This window comes from Streptomyces sp. MB09-02B (assembly GCF_033794485.1).
GTDB lineage: Bacteria > Actinomycetota > Actinomycetes > Streptomycetales > Streptomycetaceae > Streptomyces.
In genome coordinates this window covers 1-17,774 of sequence record NZ_JARGEE010000184.1, presented here as the reverse complement: position 1 = coordinate 17,774, position 17,774 = coordinate 1, and the positions used below count along the sequence as shown (strand labels likewise).

9 protein-coding genes and 1 pseudogene are annotated in these 17,774 nt (G+C 71.5%); 3 read left to right on the top strand and 7 right to left on the bottom strand.

Annotated elements, in window-relative coordinates; translation table 11 throughout:
• Positions 1–37: 37 nt before the first annotated feature.
• From P1P70_RS24405 to P1P70_RS24390, 4 genes are all read right to left on the bottom strand, one after another.
• Entirely contained in the window at positions 38–1,450 is a 1,413-nt protein-coding gene (locus tag P1P70_RS24405; protein ID WP_319241230.1) for a dipeptidase, read from the bottom strand.
• A gap of 10 nt (positions 1,451–1,460) precedes the next feature.
• Positions 1,461–5,012, bottom strand: coding sequence for a UvrD-helicase domain-containing protein (locus P1P70_RS24400; RefSeq protein WP_319241228.1), 3,552 nt, complete (start codon positions 5,010–5,012; stop codon positions 1,461–1,463).
• 58 nt (positions 5,013–5,070) lie between these two features.
• A complete protein-coding gene (locus tag P1P70_RS24395) occupies positions 5,071–8,484 on the bottom strand; it encodes an ATP-dependent DNA helicase (protein ID WP_319241226.1) in 3,414 nt (1,137 codons plus the stop codon).
• 311 nt (positions 8,485–8,795) lie between these two features.
• Positions 8,796–9,161, bottom strand: a complete 366-nt coding sequence (locus P1P70_RS24390; RefSeq protein WP_319241224.1) for an MGMT family protein — start codon at positions 9,159–9,161, stop codon at positions 8,796–8,798.
• Between the two features lie 185 nt (positions 9,162–9,346).
• Between P1P70_RS24390 and P1P70_RS24385 the strand changes: the two genes are divergently transcribed.
• The 3 genes from P1P70_RS24385 to P1P70_RS24375 all read left to right on the top strand — a co-directional run bounded on the left by P1P70_RS24385 (position 9,347) and on the right by P1P70_RS24375 (position 15,479).
• Complete coding sequence (locus P1P70_RS24385) at positions 9,347–12,154, top strand: lysylphosphatidylglycerol synthase transmembrane domain-containing protein (RefSeq protein WP_319241222.1); 2,808 nt, start codon at positions 9,347–9,349, stop codon at positions 12,152–12,154.
• A gap of 128 nt (positions 12,155–12,282) precedes the next feature.
• Complete coding sequence (locus P1P70_RS24380; RefSeq protein WP_319241220.1) at positions 12,283–13,833, top strand: alpha/beta hydrolase; 1,551 nt, start codon at positions 12,283–12,285, stop codon at positions 13,831–13,833.
• 119 nt (positions 13,834–13,952) lie between these two features.
• Positions 13,953–15,479, top strand: a complete 1,527-nt coding sequence (locus tag P1P70_RS24375) for an alpha/beta hydrolase (protein ID WP_319241218.1) — start codon at positions 13,953–13,955, stop codon at positions 15,477–15,479.
• 119 nt (positions 15,480–15,598) lie between these two features.
• Here the strand turns inward: P1P70_RS24375 and moeZ are convergent, their stop codons facing one another.
• The 3 genes and pseudogenes from moeZ to P1P70_RS24360 form a co-directional block, all read right to left on the bottom strand.
• Entirely contained in the window at positions 15,599–16,777 is a 1,179-nt protein-coding gene (gene moeZ, locus P1P70_RS24370) for an adenylyltransferase/sulfurtransferase MoeZ (RefSeq protein WP_215448877.1), read from the bottom strand.
• A 63-nt stretch (positions 16,778–16,840) separates the two neighbouring features.
• The gene (locus P1P70_RS24365) at positions 16,841–17,590 is read right to left on the bottom strand and encodes a spherulation-specific family 4 protein (RefSeq protein ID WP_319241215.1); all 750 of its coding nucleotides are present in this window, start codon (positions 17,588–17,590) and stop codon (positions 16,841–16,843) included.
• Positions 17,578–17,774: pseudogene (locus P1P70_RS24360) on the bottom strand (reductase); the annotation flags it as partial. The pseudogene P1P70_RS24360 and the gene P1P70_RS24365, both read right to left, overlap by 13 nt.

Sequence of the window (17,774 nt, the reverse complement as noted above, 5' to 3'; positions counted from 1 at the left end):
GCGGTGGGCTGGGCGTGCCGGGGCGGGCGGGGCTTCTTCAGTGTGCCTCGCGGGTGCTTTCGGCCAGTTCGCCCCAGAGGTACGCGCTGGTCTCGACGCCCTTGAGGAGGAGATCTAGTTCGACCTTCTCGTTGGGGGCGTGCCAGCCGTCGGAGGGGACGGAGATACCCAGGAAGAGCACGGGGGCGCCGAGGACCTCCTGGAGGTCGGCGGCGGGGCCGGAGCCGCCCTCGCGCGTGTGGCGGACCGGCTGCTGGAAGGCGCGCGCCATGGCCCGTACGACCGACCGCAGGGCCGGGTGGTCCAGGGGCGTCAGGCAGGGGCGGGTGGAGCCGCTGAACGTGATCTCGTGGCGGATCCCGGCGGGGATCCGCTCGGCGGCCCAAGCGGTGACGGCCTTCTCGATGTGGTCCGGGTCCTGGCCGGCGACCAGGCGGAAGGACAGCTTCACCATGGCGGAGGACGGGATGATCGTCTTGCTTCCGGCGCCCTGATAGCCGCCGCCGATGCCGTTGACCTCGGCGGTCGGGCGGGCCCAGATGCGTTCCAGGGTGGTGTGACCGGCTTCGCCGTGCGCCGCGGTCGACTTGGCCGTGCGCAGCCATCGCTCCTCGTCGAAGGGCAGTTCGGCGAAGAGTTCGCGCTCGCGGTCGGTGAGTTCGACGACGCCGTCGTAGAAGCCGGAGATCGCCACGCGCGCGTGCTCGTCGTGCAGGGCGGCGACGAGACGGGCGATCTCGGTGGCCGGGTTCGGTACGGCGCCACCGAAGGAGCCGGAGTGGATGTCCTGGTCGGGGCCGTACAGCCGGATCTCGCACTCGGCGAGGCCGCGCATGCCGGTGCAGACGGTGGGGGTGTCCTCGGCCCACATGCCGGTGTCGGAGACGACCACCGCGTCGGCGGCGAGCCGTTCGGCCCGTGCCTCGACGAGGGCGCGGAAGTGCGGGGAGCCGGATTCCTCCTCGCCCTCGATCAGCATCTTCAGGTGGACGGCGGGGGCGGTGCGGCCTGTGGCGGCGAGGTGGGCGCGGACACCGAGTGTGTGGAAGAACACCTGTCCCTTGTCGTCCGCCGCCCCGCGCGCGTGGAGGCGGTTCCCGCGGATCACCGGGTCGAACGGCTCGGTGTCCCAGCCGTCCTCGCGCGCCGCGGGCTGCACGTCGTGGTGGCCGTAGATCAGGACCGTGGGTGCGTCGGCGTCCGTGGAGGGCCATTCCGCGAAGACGGCGGGCGCTCCCGGCGTCTCCCAGACCTCGACGGCGGGGAAGCCGGTCTCCCGGAGCTTGGCGGCCAGCCAGTCGGCGCTGCGGCGTACGTCCGTCGCATGCTCGGGCTGGGCCGAGACCGACGGGATGCGCAGCCATTCCACGAGGTCGTCGAGGAAGGCGGCACGGTGGTTCTCGATGTACGTACGGACGACGCTGACGTCGCTGTCAACGGACTGGCTCATGCTCCCGAGCCTATCGGCCCGCACCGGCATGCTCGTGCGGCGGTTCGTCCGTGGACGTATCCCGTCCGTCCGCCGTCGACTCCCGCCCCTCCAGGGCCGAACCCGGTCCCTCTTCCGCGCCGGGTTCCCCCAGGAGCAGTCGCTCCAGTGCGTCCCGGTCGGGGAGGTTCCCCGGCCGTACGACCGCCCCTGTGCGGACGTACAGGAAGGCCGCGTCGACGGACTCCAGGGGCACGCCCTGCTGCTCGGCCCAGGCGAGCCGGTAGACGGCGAGCTGCAGCGGGTCGGCGGCGCGGGTGCGGCTGGTCTTCCAGTCGACGATCTCGTACGTCGCCGTGCCGTCGCCGTCGCCCTCGCCGTCGTCGTCGTCGGCCCGGTAGACGGCGTCGATGCGACCGCGCACGACACGGCCGGCGATGTCGATCTGGAAGGGGGCCTCGACCCGGTGCGGGGTGCGGTGCGCGTACGGCGTGCGGTCGAATGCCTCCTTGAGGGCCTCCAGGTCCAGTTCGTCGGCGATCTCGGCCTCGCTGCCGGGCAGTTCCTCGGGCTCCAGCATGGGCAGCCGCAGCTCTTCGAAACGGGTTTCGAGCCAGGCGTGGAAGCGGGTGCCCCGACGGGCCGCGGGCTGCGGAGGGTGCGGCATGGGGCGGGCGAGCTCCTGCGCGAAGCCGTCCGGATCTGCGGCCAGACGCATCAGCTGCGAGGTGGTCAGCGACGTCGGCAGGGGGACGTCGGTGACCTTCGCGCGGGCCCGCATGAGCTCCCCGGTGAGGGCGTCCAGGTCGCGGTCCCACGAGGCGACGGTCCGGGCCTCCTCCGGGGTGAGCCCGGATGCCGCGGGATGTCTGCGGGCGTGCGGCACGGAAGGCGGGCGCTCGTGCGGCGCGGGATCTTCCACGCGCGCGTGGGGGGCCTGTGCGACGCCCACGCGCGCGTGGGACCCCTGTGCGGGACGGTCCGACGACCAGGAGTCCCAGTCGTCGGTGTCCTCGTCGAGGGAGGGATCGTCAGGGACGGGTTCGTCGGTGGCATCCGGATGCGTGTCCTCGTGGGAGGCGGCTGCGTCCAGGTGGGCCAGTACGGTCCGGGCCGCCGCCCGGCGGCGCATCAGCGCCGTGTCGTCGAGCGGGAGCGGCCAGGCGTGGTCGGTCGTCGTCCCGTGGAGGGCGGGATTCTCGGCGTCCTCCTCCGGCTCCTCGGCCCAGGCCTCGATCTCGCCGTGCCCGGCGACGCAGTGGTCGTACAGGGCCTTGAGGAAGTCGGACGGCCCGCGCGGGCGTTTCTGGGACGGTCCCCACCAGTGGCCGGAGCCGAGGAGGAGGGAGCGGGGGCGGGTGAACGTGACGTAGCCGAGGCGGAGTTCCTCGGTGTGCTGGTGGTTCTTCATGGCCTCCTGGAAGGCCTTCAGACCGCGCGAGTCCCAGGCCTCGACATCGGGGAGCGTGTCGGCGTCGCCGCGCAGCTCGTGCGGCAGGACCTTGCCCTGGGCGGTCCACTTCTCCCGGCCCTGGGTGCTGGGGAAGGTACCGGTGACCAGGCCCGGGACGGCGACGACGTCCCACTCCAGGCCCTTGGACTTGTGGGCGGTGAGGACCTTGACAGTGTTCTCCCCGCCCGGCAGGGCGTTGTCGAGGCCCTTCTCGTACTGGGCGGCCGTACGCAGGAAGCCGAGGAAGGCCAGCAGAGTGGCCTCTCCGGCGCTGTTCGCGGCGAAGGAGGCGGCGACGTCCAGGAAGTTGGACAGGGTCTCGCGGCGGCGGGCGGCGAGCGCGTGGGGGGACGCGGAGAGTTCCACCTCCAGGCCGGTGACGGCGAGCACCCGGTGCAGGACGTCCATCAGCGGGTCGGCGAGCGAGCGGCGCAGGTCGCGCAGTTCGGCGGCGAGCCGGGCGAACCGGACACGCGCGTCCGGCGAGAACGGCAGGCCGTCGTCCTCCCCCTGGGCTTCCAGGGGGAGTTCCAGGAACGTGTCCAGGGCGTCCGCCAGCGAGATCACCTCGGACGGGTCGACGCCCTCGACGGCCGCGGCGAGCCTGCGGTCCGGGTCGGCGGCGCCGTCCACGCGCGCGTGGGACACGAGCAGCCTGGCCCGGCGCCCCAGGAGGGCGAGGTCGCGGGGTCCGATCCGCCAGCGCGGGCCGGTGAGGAGGCGGACGAGGGAGGCGTTGGCGCCGGGGTCCTGGAGGACCTCGCAGACGGAGACGAGGTCGGCCACCTCGGGGAGGTGAAGCAGTCCGGAGAGGCCGACGACCTCGACCGGGACGTCCCGGGCGACGAGCGCTCCCTGGATCTCGGCGAAGTCGGTGGCGGTGCGGCACAGGACCGCGATCTCGCCGGGTTCCTTGCCGGTGCGCACCAGGTGGGCGATCGAGTCGGCGAGCCAGTCCAGTTCCTCGGCGTGCGTGTTCAGCAGGGCGCAGCGGACCACCCCGTCGCGTTCGGCGCCGGGGGCGGGCCGGAGGGCCTCCACGCCCGCGTGCATGGCCCGCAGGGGCTCCGCGAGGCCGTTGGCGAGGTCGAGGAGACGGCCGCCGCTGCGGCGGTTCTCACTGAGCGCCTGGCGGGTCGCGGGACGGCCGTCGGGGTGGGCGAAGTGTTCGGGGAAGTCGTCGAGGTTGGCGACGGAGGCGCCGCGCCAGCCGTAGATGGCCTGACAGGGGTCGCCCACAGCGGTCACGGGATGGCCGGTGCCGCCGCCGAACAGGCCGGCCAGCAGGACGCGTTGCGCGACCGAGGTGTCCTGGTACTCGTCGAGCAGGACCACGCGGAACTCGTCCCGCAGGAGGCGCCCCACCTCGGGGAGTCGGGCTAGGCCGGCGGACAGGGCGATCTGGTCGCCGAAGTCGAGGAGGTCCCGTTCACGTTTGGCCGCACGGTAGCGGCCGACCAGTTCGGTGAGTTCGCGTCGGGCGGCGGCGGCCTCGGGGACCTTGCGCAGATCCGCGTTGGTGAGTTTGGCGCCCTCCAGTTCGCGCAGCAGTTCGGCGTCGTACGCGCGCAGGTCCTCGGGGCGTACGAGGTGCTCGGCGAGTTCGGAATCGAGGGTCAGGAGGTCGCTGACCAGGTCGGGGAAGGAGCGGGTCAGTGCCGGATACGGGCCCGGGGACTCCCTCAGGACGCGTGCGGCGAGCTGGTAGCGGGTGGCGTCGGCGAGGAGCCGGGAGGTGGGCTCCAGGCCGATGCGCAGGCCGTGGTCGGTCAGCAGGCGGCCCGCGAATGCGTGGTACGTGGAGATGACCGGTTCGCCCGGCGGGTTGTCCGGGTCGATCACGTCAGGGTCGGTGATGCCTGCTTTGACCAGTGCCTTGCGTACCCGCTCGGCGAGTTCGCCCGCCGCCTTGTTCGTGAAGGTCAGGCCGAGCACCTGCTCGGGGGCGACCTGTCCGGTGCCGACCAGCCACACCACGCGCGCGGCCATCACGGTGGTCTTGCCCGAGCCTGCTCCGGCCACGATCACCTGCGGAGCGGGCGGCGCGACGATGCAGGCCGTCTGCTCCGGGGTGAACGGGATGCCGAGGAGCTCCTTGAGCTGCTCGGGATGGCTGATACGGGCGGACATTCCAGAGAGGCTAACGCCGGCCACTGACAGCGGCTGCGGGGCCGCCGGGCGGGCGCTGTCACTCGACCACGTGACGGCCCTCGGGGCGGGCGCTGCACGACGCCCGGAAAGCGCAGTGTGCGCAGTGTTGTCCGGCGGTGGGGGAGAAACGTTCGTCCAGGACCTTGCCCGCGGCGGTGGCCAGGAGGTCCCCCACCCACTCCCCTTCCGCGCCGTCTAGGGGGCCCTGCGCCTGCACCTTGGGGACGGTCTCGCCACCGCTCTTCTTGGCGGCCCCCTGGCGCAGCTGGACGAGTTCGGCGCCTCCCGGTTCCGGACGTACGCCGCCGAAGGGCTCGTCGACAGCGCCCTCGCGGACCGCGAGCTGGTACACGGCGAGCTGGGGGTGGCGGGCCACGTCGGCGGAACTCACGGTCTGCTTGCCCGTCTTGAAATCGACGACGTAGGCACGGCCCTCGGTGTCGGTCTCGACTCGGTCCATGGAGCCGCGGATACGCACCTCGTAGTCGCCCGCTTCGAGGGTGACGTCGAAGTCGTGCTCGCTGGCCACCGGGGCCCGTCCCGCGCGGTCCATGACATGCCACTCGAGGAAGCGTTCGAGCGCCACGCGCGCGTGCTGCTTCTCCTGCTCCGACTTCCAGGGCGCGTCGAAGGCGAGCGCGTTCCACACGGAGTCGAGGCGCTCCATGAGGACGTCGAGGTCGGCCGGGGTGCGTCCGGAGGCGACCTCGTCGGCAAGCACGTGGATGACGTTGCCGAAGCCCTGAGCGGCGGTGGCGGGCGCGTCGGCCTTCACCTCGCGGCCCAGGAACCACTGCAGGGCGCAGGTGTTGGCGAGCTGGTCGAGGGCGCTGCCGGACAGCACGACGGGCTGGTCACGGTTCCTGAGCGGCACCTTGCTCTCGGTCGGCTCGAACATGCCCCACCAGCGGTAGGGGTGCGCCGACGGCACGAGCGGACGGTCGTCCTCGTCGCTCAGCGCGGCCAGCCGGGCCAGCCGCAGGGCGGCCGCCTCGCGGAGGGTCTCGGACACACGCGGGTCCACCGTGGTGGCGCGCAGCTCGGCGACGAGAGCGGCCACGGACAGCGGGCGGCGGGGACGGCCGGTGACGTCCTTGGGCTCGACCCCCAGCTCGGTGAGGAAGCGGGAGGGCTGGTCGCCGTCGTCGGCGGGGGCCTTCACCGCGGTGACGACGAGGCGTTCACGCGCGCGCGTGGCGGCAACGTAGAACAGCCGGCGTTCCTCGGCGAGGAGCGCGCCCGGCGTGAGCGGTTCGGCGAGACCGTCCCGGCCGATGCGGTCGGCCTCCAGGAGGGAACCGCGACGTCGGAGGTCCGGCCACAGGCCCTCCTGGACACCCGCGACGACGACCAGGCGCCACTGGAGGCCCTTGGCGCGGTGCGCGGTCATCAGGCGTACGGCGTCGGGGCGGACGGCCCGCCCGGTCAGTGTGTCGGCGGCGATGTCCTCGGCCTCGATCTCCGCCAGGAAGTTGAGGGCACCCAGGCCGCCGGTGCGCTCCTCCGCGCGCGCCGCCGTGGCGAACAGCGCGCACACGGCGTCGAGGTCACGGTCCGCGTTGCGTCCGGCCGCGCCACCGCGCCGGGAGGCCCGCTCCAGGCGCCTGGGCCACGGTGTGCCGTCCCACAGCTCCCAGAGGGCCTCCTCGGCCGTACCGCCACCCGCGAGGCCTTCACGGGCCTTGCGCAGCAGCGCGCCCAGGCGTTGCGCGCCCCGCGCGTACACCGGATCGTGCGCCACCAACCGCTCCGGCTCTGCCAGCGCGCGTGCCAGCAGTTCGTCCGAGGGCGGCGGTACGGGGTTGCCGCCGGCTCGCTCCTCCTCGCGCAGCGCGCGGCCCAGGCGGCGCAGATCGGCGGTGTCCATGCCCGCCAAGGGGGAGGCGAGAAGGTCGAGCGCGGTTTCGGTGTCGAGCCAGCAGGGCTGCGTGTCGGAGCGGTGGGCCCGCCCGGGCGGATCCACCGGCTCGGACGGATCCACGAGCTCGGACACGTCGGGTGTCTCGTCCGGTGTCTCGTCGGGTTCCTCTGCCGACGCCGTCACGGCCGGCTCCCCCAGCTCCGCCCGCGCCACCGCCCGCAGAGCCGTCAACAGGGGCTGTACGGCCGGTTCGTGGCGCAGGGGCAGGTCGTCGCCGTCGATCTCCAGGGGAACGCCCGCAGCGGAGAGGGTGCGCCGGATCGAGGGGATGGTGCGAGCACCGGCGCGCACCAGGACGGCCATCTCGCTCCAGGGGACGCCGTCCTCCAGGTGGGCCCGGCGAAGGACGTCCGCGATGTTGTCCAGTTCGGTGCCCGGTGTCGGGTACGTGTAGGCCTCGACGCGCCCTCCGTCCCGTACGGGCCTCAGCTCGCGGTGGGCGCGTACCTTCTCGGCGGGGAGTCGGGTGAGCGGCATGCGCTGGGTGAGCAGGCGGGTGGCGGCGAGCAGGTGCCCTCCCGACCGACGGGAGTTCCGGAGGACCGCGACCGGGGCCGGGCGGCCGTCCGCGCGCGGGAAGGCCTGTGGGAACTCCAGGATGCCGTTCACGTCGGCGCCCCGGAAGGTGTAGATCGACTGGTCGGGATCACCGAACGCGACCAGGGTGCGGCCACCGCCGGCGAGGGACCTCAGCAGCCGTACCTGTGCGGGGTCGGTGTCCTGGTACTCGTCGACGTAGACCGCGTCGTACTGCGCGGCCAGCCGCCGGGCGACGTCGGGGCGGCCGGCCAGGAGCACCGCGCGGTGGACGAGTTCCGCGTAGTCGAGCACTCCCTGGAGGTCGAGGACGTCGAGGTACTCGGCGAGGAAGGCGGAGGCCGCGAGCCAGTCCGGGCGGCCGATGCGCGCCGCGAACGCGCGCAGGTCGTCGGGGGCCAGGCCCAGTTCGCGGCTGCGGGCGAGGACCGCGCGGACTTCGTCGGCGAAGCCGCGTGTGGTCAGGCAGGCGCGCAGTTCGTCCGGCCAGCGCACGTGCGCGAGACCCAGGCGCTCGAGGTCGGGCTGGCCCGCGAGCAGTTCACGGACCGCCACGTCCTGCTCCGGCCCGGACAGCAACCGCAGGGGCTCGACGAACAGGTCGTTGTCCTGATGGGCGCGGACCAAGGCGTAGCAGAAGGAGTGGAAGGTGGTGGCCTGGGGGGCACGTGCGGCACCCAGGCGCAGCGCCATGCGGTCGCGCAGTTCCACGGCCGCCTTCCGGCTGAAGGTCAGGACCAGCACGCGCGCCGGGTCGCCCCCGCGGGCGACGCGGGCCTCCACCGACTCGACGAGCGTGGTCGTCTTGCCGGTCCCCGGACCTGCGAGAACGAGCAGGGGCCCCCTCTCGTGGTCAACCACGCCGCGCTGCTCGGCGTCCAGACGAGGGGGGTCCGTCCGGGCCGGTGGGGTACGCACCAGTCGATAAGCGCCACGGTTCCCCTGTCGCACCTGGGTGTGCGACAGGCGCCTGGTGGAGAAAGAGGAGCTCACGTGGTTCGCCGGTCCTGGTGGGTGTGCGAGGTGTCACTGTCGGCGCGGTGCGCCGGTGTCGAGGGGGCGTGGTCGGGAAACGGGTGTGCGGCGTGTCACTCGTCCAGGGAGGTGGACGCGGGGTGAGGGGGACACGCGCAGCCGACGCTACGCCGACGGGTGGCACGGAAGCAGGGCTTCCCCTCATTGCCTCCGGACTCGCGCGGCACGTGCGTCCCTCGCCCCACGAACGTACGGCATGGCACCGACGTGCCCCACGTCCCCCGTACGGGCCAGGCGTCGCACCGAGGTCCGTCGGATACCGGAAGCTGTCAGGTGTGACCCTCCGTGCCTCCACCGCCGTCCCAGCGTGCCCGCCGCATGTCGACGCGCGGGACATGGCCCTCGGCGGCCCGGCTCGCCGCGCGCAGGGGGGTCGCCTCCGCACGGTAGTGGTCCAGGGCTCTCAGTTCGTGGCCGGGCAGCAGGACACCGTCGGCGCGGACGACCCGCCACCACGGAACCGCGCCCCCGTAGAGGGCCATGACACGGCCCACCTGACGCGGGCCGCCCTCCCCCAGCCATTCAGCGACGTCCCCGTATGTCATGACCCGTCCCGGCGGGATCAGGTCGGCGACCTCGAGGACCCGCTCCGCGTACTCCGGCAGGACGTCCACCGGAAGGCTCTCCTCGCTCATCCGCCCCATCCTGCCCCACCCCACCGACAATGGGACGTGGTGGCCGACGCGTGCGTCCCTCGCTCCGGGGGCGGTCTTCGGGCAGACTGTGCGCCCCCGCATTGCACCCTGATGCCCCTGTGTGCCCACCCGGCATGCCACCATCGTGCGGGCGGTGACTGGTGATACGAGACCAAGAAGAGACGATGAAGCAGCAGAGCGTGCACCCCGATGACGCGGCGGGCACCTCTGACGCCTCGTCGCGCCCGAACGCCGCCGAGGGGGGCGGCAACGAGGGCACGGAGGACGTCTCGGAGAAGGATTCCGGCACCGCCCCTCCCTCCACCGGGAAGTCCCCCACGACGCACGGGGACGAGGCCGAGAAGCAACGGGACGGGCAGGACGAGGACGACCTCGACGAGGCGCACGCCGAGGAGGTCGAGGGCGACGAACCGCTGCTCCCCGCGCGCGTGCACCGTCCCTCCGACCTCATGCGGCTGTCGGTCGGCATCCTCGGGGTCATCGTCCTGCTGGCGATCGCCGCGTTCGCCCACGGCACCACCTCCGGACTCGAACAGGACATCAACAAGGGCACGGGGCAGGCACCCGATCTTCTGATCAAGCTCGCCGGCCTGGGATCGAGCATCGCGATCCTGCTCGTACCGGTCGCGTTCGCGATCGAACGGCTGATCAAGCGGGACGGCCTGCGCATCGCCGACGGCGTGCTCGCGGCGGTCCTGGCGCACGGAGTGACGCTGGCGACCGACCTGTGGGTCGCCAGGGCGGCCCCGGACTCGATCCAGGAGGCGCTCACGCAGCCCTCCCCCGGCGACATCCACGCCCTCACGGACCCCGTGCACGGCTACCTCGCGCCGGTCATCGCCTACATGACCGCCGTCGGTATGTCACGCAGACCGCGCTGGCGGGCCGTGCTGTGGATCGTGCTGCTGCTGGACGCCTTCTCGATGCTGGTCACGGGCTACACGACACCGTTCTCGATCATTCTCACGGTGCTCATCGGTTGGACCGTCGCCTACGGAACGCTGTACGCGGTCGGCTCCCCGAACGTCCGCCCGACCGGCCGGACACTGATGGCCGGCCTCAGGCGGGTCGGCTTCAAGCCGGTGAGCGCGGCCCGTGAGGAGATCCCGGAGACGGCGGAGGGCGGGGACCGGGGGCGCCGGTACTTCGTGACGCTGGAGGACGGCCCACCCCTGGACGTCACCGTCGTGGACCGGGAGCAGCAGGCCCAGGGCTTCTTCTACCGCGTCTGGCGGCGTCTGACGCTGCGCGGCATCACCACCCGCCGCAGCCTCCAGTCGCTGCGCCAGGCGCTGGAGCAGGAGGCCCTCCTCGCGTACGCGGCCATCGCGGCGGGCGCCAACGCGCCGAAGCTGATCGCCACCTCCGAGCTCGGACCGGACGCCGTGATGCTCGTCTACGAGCACATCGGCGGCCGCACCCTGGACTCCCTGGCGGACGACGAGGTCACCGACGAGCTGATGTCGGACACCTGGCACCAGGTGAAAGCACTGCAGTCGCGGCGTATCGCGCACCGCAGGCTCGTGGGTGACGCGGTTCTGGTGGATCGTTCCGGCACGGTGATCCTCACGGATCTGCGCGTCGGTGAGATCGCGGCGGGCGATCTGGTGCTCCGCATGGACGTCTCCCAGCTGCTGACGACGCTGGGCCTCCGGGTGGGCGCGGAACGCGCGGTGGCCTCCGCGGTCAGCGTGCTCGGCCCCGACGCGGTGGCCGACTGTCTGCCGATGCTCCAGCCCATCGCCCTTTCCCGCTCCACGCGCGCGACGCTGCGCAGACTCGCCCGGGAGCGCGCCGAACGGGAGCGCGAGGCGGTCCTGGAGGCGTCCCATCTGGCCAAGCAGGCCCGTGCGGAGGAGCACAGCAGGGCCGCCGAGCCGGGCAAGGCCGACAAGAAGGCCGTACGGGCCGAGCAGCGGGCCGAGAAGCGGGCGATCGACGAGGCCCTGGAAGGAGCCCGCGAGGAGGACCTGCTCACCCAGATCCGCCACCAGGTGCTGCTGATCAGGCCCCAGGCACCGGTCGAACCGGCCCGTCTGGAGCGGGTCAAGCCGCGCACGCTGATCAGTCTCATCGCCGGTGCGATCGGCGCGTACTTCCTGCTGACCCAGCTCACCCACATCGAGTTCGGGCCGCTCATCGAGAACGCCGAGTGGGGATGGGTCGCCGCGGCGGTGTTCTTCTCCGCGCTGAGTTATGTCGCGGCGGCGATGAGCCTGCTGGGCTTCGTGCCGGAGCGGGTGCCGTTCCTGCGGACGATCGGGGCGCAGGTCGCCGGATCGTTCGTGAAGATCGTGGCGCCTGCCGCGGTGGGGGGTGTGGCACTCAACACCCGCTTCCTGCAGCGTGCGGGAGTGCGGCCGGGGCTCGCGGTCGCGAGTGTCGGCGCGTCGCAGCTCTTCGGGCTCGGCTGTCACATCCTGATGCTGTTGGCCTTCGGCTATCTGACGGGTACCGAGAAGACGCCGTCCCTGTCGCCGTCCCGCACCGTCATCGCCGGCCTGTTGACGGTCGCGGTGCTCGTACTGGTGGTGACGTCCATCCCGTTCCTGCGCAAGTTCGTCGTCACGCGCGTGCGGTCACTCTTCGCCGGTGTCGTGCCGCGCATGCTCGACGTGCTCCAGCGGCCGCAGAAGCTGGTCACCGGCATCGGCGGCATGCTGCTCCTCACGGGCTGCTTCGTGATGTGCCTGGACGCCTCGATCCGCGCGTTCGGCAACGAGGACGTGTCGATCAGCATCGCCAGCGTCGCGGTCGTCTTCCTCGCGGGCAACGCGCTCGGTTCGGCGGCCCCGACCCCGGGCGGTGTGGGTGCTGTCGAGGCCACCCTGACGGTCGGTCTGATCGCCGTCGGCCTGCCCAAGGAGGTCGCCGCGCCCGCCGTGCTGCTCTTCCGCCTGCTGACCCTGTGGCTGCCCGTACTGCCGGGATGGCTGGCCTTCAACCAGCTGTCACGGAAGGGCGCGCTCTAGAGGGGCTCCCACGCGCGTGGGCCCCTCTCTGACGCAGGCGGTCCACGCGCGCGTGGCGACACTCCAGGGCTCACCCGCACGGCCCGCGCCCCGAGCGCATCGCTCCGGGCGCCTCCAGGATGGGTGGCATGTTCCTCTCGCCCCGATCGCGCGCCGTCGCCGCGACCGCCGTAGCCGTCCTGCTGTCCCTGACGGCGGCGGGCTGCGGCAATGACGCCCAAGGGGCCGACGGGGGTTTGACGACGCAGGAGTTGAGCTGGAAGACCTGCGGGGCACCGTCCCAGTCCCAGGGCGGCGGCACCGCGCCCTCACCGCTGCCGGACGGCGACACCTGGCAGTGCGCGACCATGAAAGCGCCTCTCGACTGGGACGAACCCGACGGCGACACGATCGGCATCGCACTGATCCGGGCCCGGACCAGTGGGGCCGGGAGGCAGCGCATCGGCTCGCTGGTCTTCAACTTCGGCGGTCCCGGTCTCTCTGGCGTCAAGACGCTCCCGTCGTTCGGCGAGGACTACGCGAAACTGCTCACCCGCTACGACCTGGTCAGCTTCGACCCGCGTGGGGTCGGACGCAGCGCCGGCATCCAGTGCGAGGACGACGAGGCACTCGACGAGTACTTCCAGCAGGACATGACGCCGGACGACGCGTCCGAGCGGACGGAGTTCCTCGACGACACGAAGTCGTTCAACTCCGCCTGCGAGAAGAACTCCGGCAAGACCCTCCCGCACGTCGCCACCACGGACACGGCCCGCGACCTGGACCTCATGCGCCAGGTCCTGGGCGACGACAGGCTCCACTACTTCGGCTTCTCGTACGGCACCGAACTCGGCGGCGTCTACGCCCACCTGTTCCCCGAGAAGGTCGGCCGCGCCGTGTTCGACGCGGTCGTCGACCCGACCCAGACCGCGGAACAGGGCTCGCTCGGACAGGCCAAGGGCTTCCAGCGGGCGCTCGACAACTACGCCCGGGACTGCGTCTCGCAGGTGGCCGACTGCCCGGTGGGCGACACCGAGCAGGACGTCGAGGACCGGATCGTCAAGCTGCTCGAAGACCTCGACAGAAAGCCGATCACCGGGGTCTTCCCCCGCGACCTGACCGAGTCCGAGGCGCGGAACGGCATCGCCCAGACCCTGTACTCCCAGGATCTCTGGCAGTACCTGACAGAAGGCCTGCAGCAGGCGTACGACGGGGACGGCCAGGTGCTGATGCTGCTGTCCGACTCGTTGAACGGGCGCAGCGAGAACGGCGAGTACAGCAATAGCTCCGCGGCGAACGTCTCCATCAACTGCGCGGACGACAAACCGCGCTACACCACCGAGGACGTGGAGGCGAGGCTGGCCGAGTTCCGGGCGGCCTCGCCCGTCTTCGGCGAGTGGCTCGCCTGGTCCATGCTCAGCTGCACCGACTGGGCGGTCGCCGGCGCGGCCGACCACCCCGATGTGCGGGCCCCGGGCTCGGCTCCGATCCTCGTGATCGGCAACACGGGCGACCCGGCCACACCGTACGAGGGCGCGCGGAGGATGGTCGACGCGCTCGGGCCGGGGGTCGGAGTGGGCCTGACGTACAGAGGGCAGGGCCATGGTGCGTACGGCAGTGGCAATGCCTGCGTCCAGACGGCCGTGGACGGCTACCTGCTGACGGGGAAGGTACCGAAGAACAACACCGTCTGCTCGTGAAAATGCAGGTCAGAAGGTTATCCACAGGCCTTCTCGGCATTCGGGGCGGTCCGCATACCATGGCATGACCGCCATTCGGGACGACCGACGGGCGGTATCGCGAGAGGGGGGAAGTACTCATGGCGCGTTTTCCACGGGGGGTGGCTCTGGCCGCTGCCGTGCTGCTGGCCGCCGGCTGCAGCGGCGGCACGGACGACCCAGCCGACGACGAGAGGGACGACGGGAAGGCCTCCGCATCCGCACCGGCGTCGTCGTTCGCGCCCCAGGAACTCGACTGGGGGCGCTGCAAGGCGACATCGGAGGGCCCGGCGCCGGGCGACGACTGGCAGTGCGCGACGCTGAAGGTGCCGCTGGACCACGCCGAACCGGACGGCGCGACGATCGGGCTCGCGCTGATCCGCAGCAAGGCGACCGGCGACGCCGACGAACGTGTGGGCTCCCTCCTGTTCAACTTCGGCGGGCCGGGCGGCTCCGGTGTCTCCATGCTGCCGTCGTACGCCGGGCTGACGAGTGAACTGCACAAGCGGTACGACCTGGTGAGCTGGGACCCGCGCGGGGTGGCCCAGAGCGAGGGGGTGCGCTGCCGCAGCGACAAGGAGATCCAGGCAGGCGAGTCGGTGGACGCCACACCGGACGACGCGACCGAGGAGACGGCCTTCTTCCAGGACGCGGCCGACTTCGGCGCGGGCTGCGAGAAGGCTGCGGGCAAGCTGCTGTCGCACGTCTCGACCACCGAGACCGCCCGCGACATGGACCTCGTGCGCCAGGCCCTCGGCGACGAGAAGATGCACTACTTCGGCATCTCCTACGGCACCGAACTCGGCGGCGTCTACGCCCACCTGTTCCCCGAGAACGTGGGACGCCTGGTCCTGGACGCGGTGGTCGACCCGACCGCAGACACGGTGGGCCACGCCAAGAATCAGGCTCTGGGTTTCCAGCGCGCCCTCGACAACTACCTGAAGTCCACGGGCCAGGACCCCGAGCAAGGCACCCGGAAGATCGAGAAACTGCTGGAGCGCATCGACGCCGAACCGCTGGCGACGACGTCCGGCCGCGAGCTCACCCAGACCCTGGCGACCACCGGGATCGTCCTGCCGCTCTACAGCGAGCAGAGCTGGCCCACGCTGACCAGCGCACTCGACGCGGCCGAGGACGGCGACGGCAGCGAGCTGCTGGCGCTGGCCGACGGGTACAACGAGCGTGACCCGTCGGGCCACTACGGCACGACGACCCACTCCCAACGGGTCATATCGTGCTTGGACCAGAAGCAGCGGCCGACTCAGGAGGAAACGGAGAGGCTGTTGCCCGAATTCCGGGAGATCTCACCCGTGTTCGGCGAGTTCCTGGGTTGGGACACGGCGGGCTGGTGCCACGACTGGCCGGTGCCCGGTCTCACGGACTCACCGGAGGTGAGCGCCCCTGGGGCCGAACCCGTCCTCGTGGTGGGCAACACCGGGGATCCGGCGACACCGTACGAGGGCGCGCGGAAGATGGCCGGGGAGCTGGGCGAGGGCGTCGGTGTGATGCTCACCTGGAAGGGCGAGGGTCATGGCGCGTACGGCAGCGGCAGCAGCTGTGTCGACTCGACGGTGAACGCGTATCTGTTGGACGGGACAGTGCCCAAGGACGGCAAGGTCTGCGCGTAGGCCGGTGCGGCCCGCGGCCCGCGGCTGTCCGGTGGGCAGCGCAGAGGGGCCCGGCACCCGTGGTGCCGAGCCCCTCCCTGGAAGCCGAAGCCGTTCGTCCGGTGACCCGGCCGGTGCGGCTAGTAGACCGGCTTGCTGGGCTCGATCTGGTTGACCCAGCCGATCACGCCACCGCCGACGTGGACCGCGTCGGCGAACCCGGCCGACTTCAGGACAGCGAGTACTTCCGCACTGCGGACACCCGTCTTGCAGTGCAGGACGATCTTCTTGTCCTGCGGGAGGGCCTCCAGGGCGGTGCCCATGAGGAACTCGTTCTTCGGGATCAGCTTGGCGCCCGGGATGGAGACGATCTCGTACTCGTTGATCTCACGGACGTCGATGATCTCGATGTTCTCGCCGTCGTCGATCCACTCCTTGAGCTGCTTGGGAGTGATCGTCGAGCCGGCGGCCGCCTCCTGGGCCTCCTCGGAGACGACGCCGCAGAAGGCCTCGTAGTCGATGAGCTCGGTGACAGTGGGGTTCTCGCCGCAGACGGCGCAGTTGGGGTCCTTGCGGACCTTGACCTGGCGGTACTGCATCTCCAGGGCGTCGTAGATCATCAGGCGGCCGACCAGCGGCTCGCCCGTGCCGGTGAGGACCTTGATGGCCTCGGTGACCTGGATGGACCCGATGGAGGCGCACAGCACACCGAGGACGCCGCCCTCGGCGCAGGAGGGGACCATGCCCGGCGGCGGGGGCTCCGGGTAGAGGCAGCGGTAGCAGGGGCCGTGCTCGGACCAGAAGACGGAGGCCTGGCCGTCGAAGCGGTAGATCGAGCCCCAGACGTACGGCTTGTTCAGCAGCACGGCCGCGTCGTTGACCAGGTAGCGGGTCGCGAAGTTGTCCGTGCCGTCGACGATCAGGTCGTACTGGCTGAAGATGTCCATCACGTTCTCGGCCTCGAGCCGCTCTTCGTGGAGGATCACGTTCACGTACGGGTTGATGCCGAGGACGGAGTCTCGCGCGGACTCGGCCTTGGAGCGACCGATGTCGGCCTGGCTGTGGATGATCTGGCGCTGCAGGTTCGACTCGTCGACCTCGTCGAACTCCACGATGCCGAGCGTCCCGACGCCCGCTGCGGCCAGGTACATCAGCGCCGGCGAGCCCAGGCCGCCGGCGCCCACACAGAGCACCTTGGCGTTCTTCAGCCGCTTCTGCCCGTCCATCCCGACGTCGGGGATGATCAGGTGGCGGGAGTACCTGCGGACCTCGTCTACGGTGAGCTCGGAAGCGGGCTCGACCAGGGGTGGCAGCGACACGGGGACTCCGTTGGTCGGTCAATCACTACAGTTGTTCTTCCCGTAACACTGCCACGCCCTTTTTCATTCCGAGACACCCGTTCCAACCAGCGAGACGATTTCGTCCCAGTAGCCGGGCATCGTCTCCCAGGGGTCGATCCTCCCGTGGCGGTCCGTGCGGTCGGTGAAGTAGATCGTGGCGGCGCCCTGCCAGCGGGCGATGCGCAGCGCCTCGTCGAGGTGACCGCGGGGAACACCGTGGACGAAGTGGCAGAAGCGCTCGGGTGGATGGTCGGCGGTCCATTCGGCCACCTGCGACCACCGGTAGTCGCTCCAGGGGCCGGAGAAGGTCACCAACTGGTCGGCGGTCTCGACATACCCGGGGTGTGGATGGGTGCCGTGGCCGAGGACGATGTGGCCGCCGCCGAGAAAGGCACGGAGGGTGGTGACCGTGCGGCCGGTCTCGGCGAGGGCGCCGCGCTCGGTGGGACAGCGGTCCAGGAGGAAGCCGTCGACCAGGTACCAGTCGAGATAGCGGCGGGCATCGGCGGCGATCTCGGCGAAGGCGCGCGCCCCGAAGGTCATGTCCAGACGGCCGAGGACCTGGACGCCTGCGTTCCGCAACCGTCCGGCGGCCTCCAGACAGTGGCGATCGGGGCGGGTGCCGGGGCCGTCGGAGACGTCGAGGGCGACCCAGTGCAGAGGGGTGCCGGGGCGGGCGAGTTCGCCCCATTCCAGTGGAGCGACGAGGGGGTGGGCATAGCCGGGGACGCCGATGCCCAGACTTAAGCCGGTGCGGGCGATGCCGGACGGGGCGGGGGTCAGATACGGCATGCCGCCTCCATCCAGATGTCGGCGAGGGACTCCTCCAGGTTGATGCGGGGTCGCCAGCCGAGCCGGTCGCGGGCGGTGCGCACATCGGCCTGCTGCCAGCTGCCGCAGCCGTCCGGGTAGGGGTAGGAGACGGGAGCGGCGTGGTCGGGGTTGGGGCGGGGGTGGCCGATGGTCGACCTGAGGG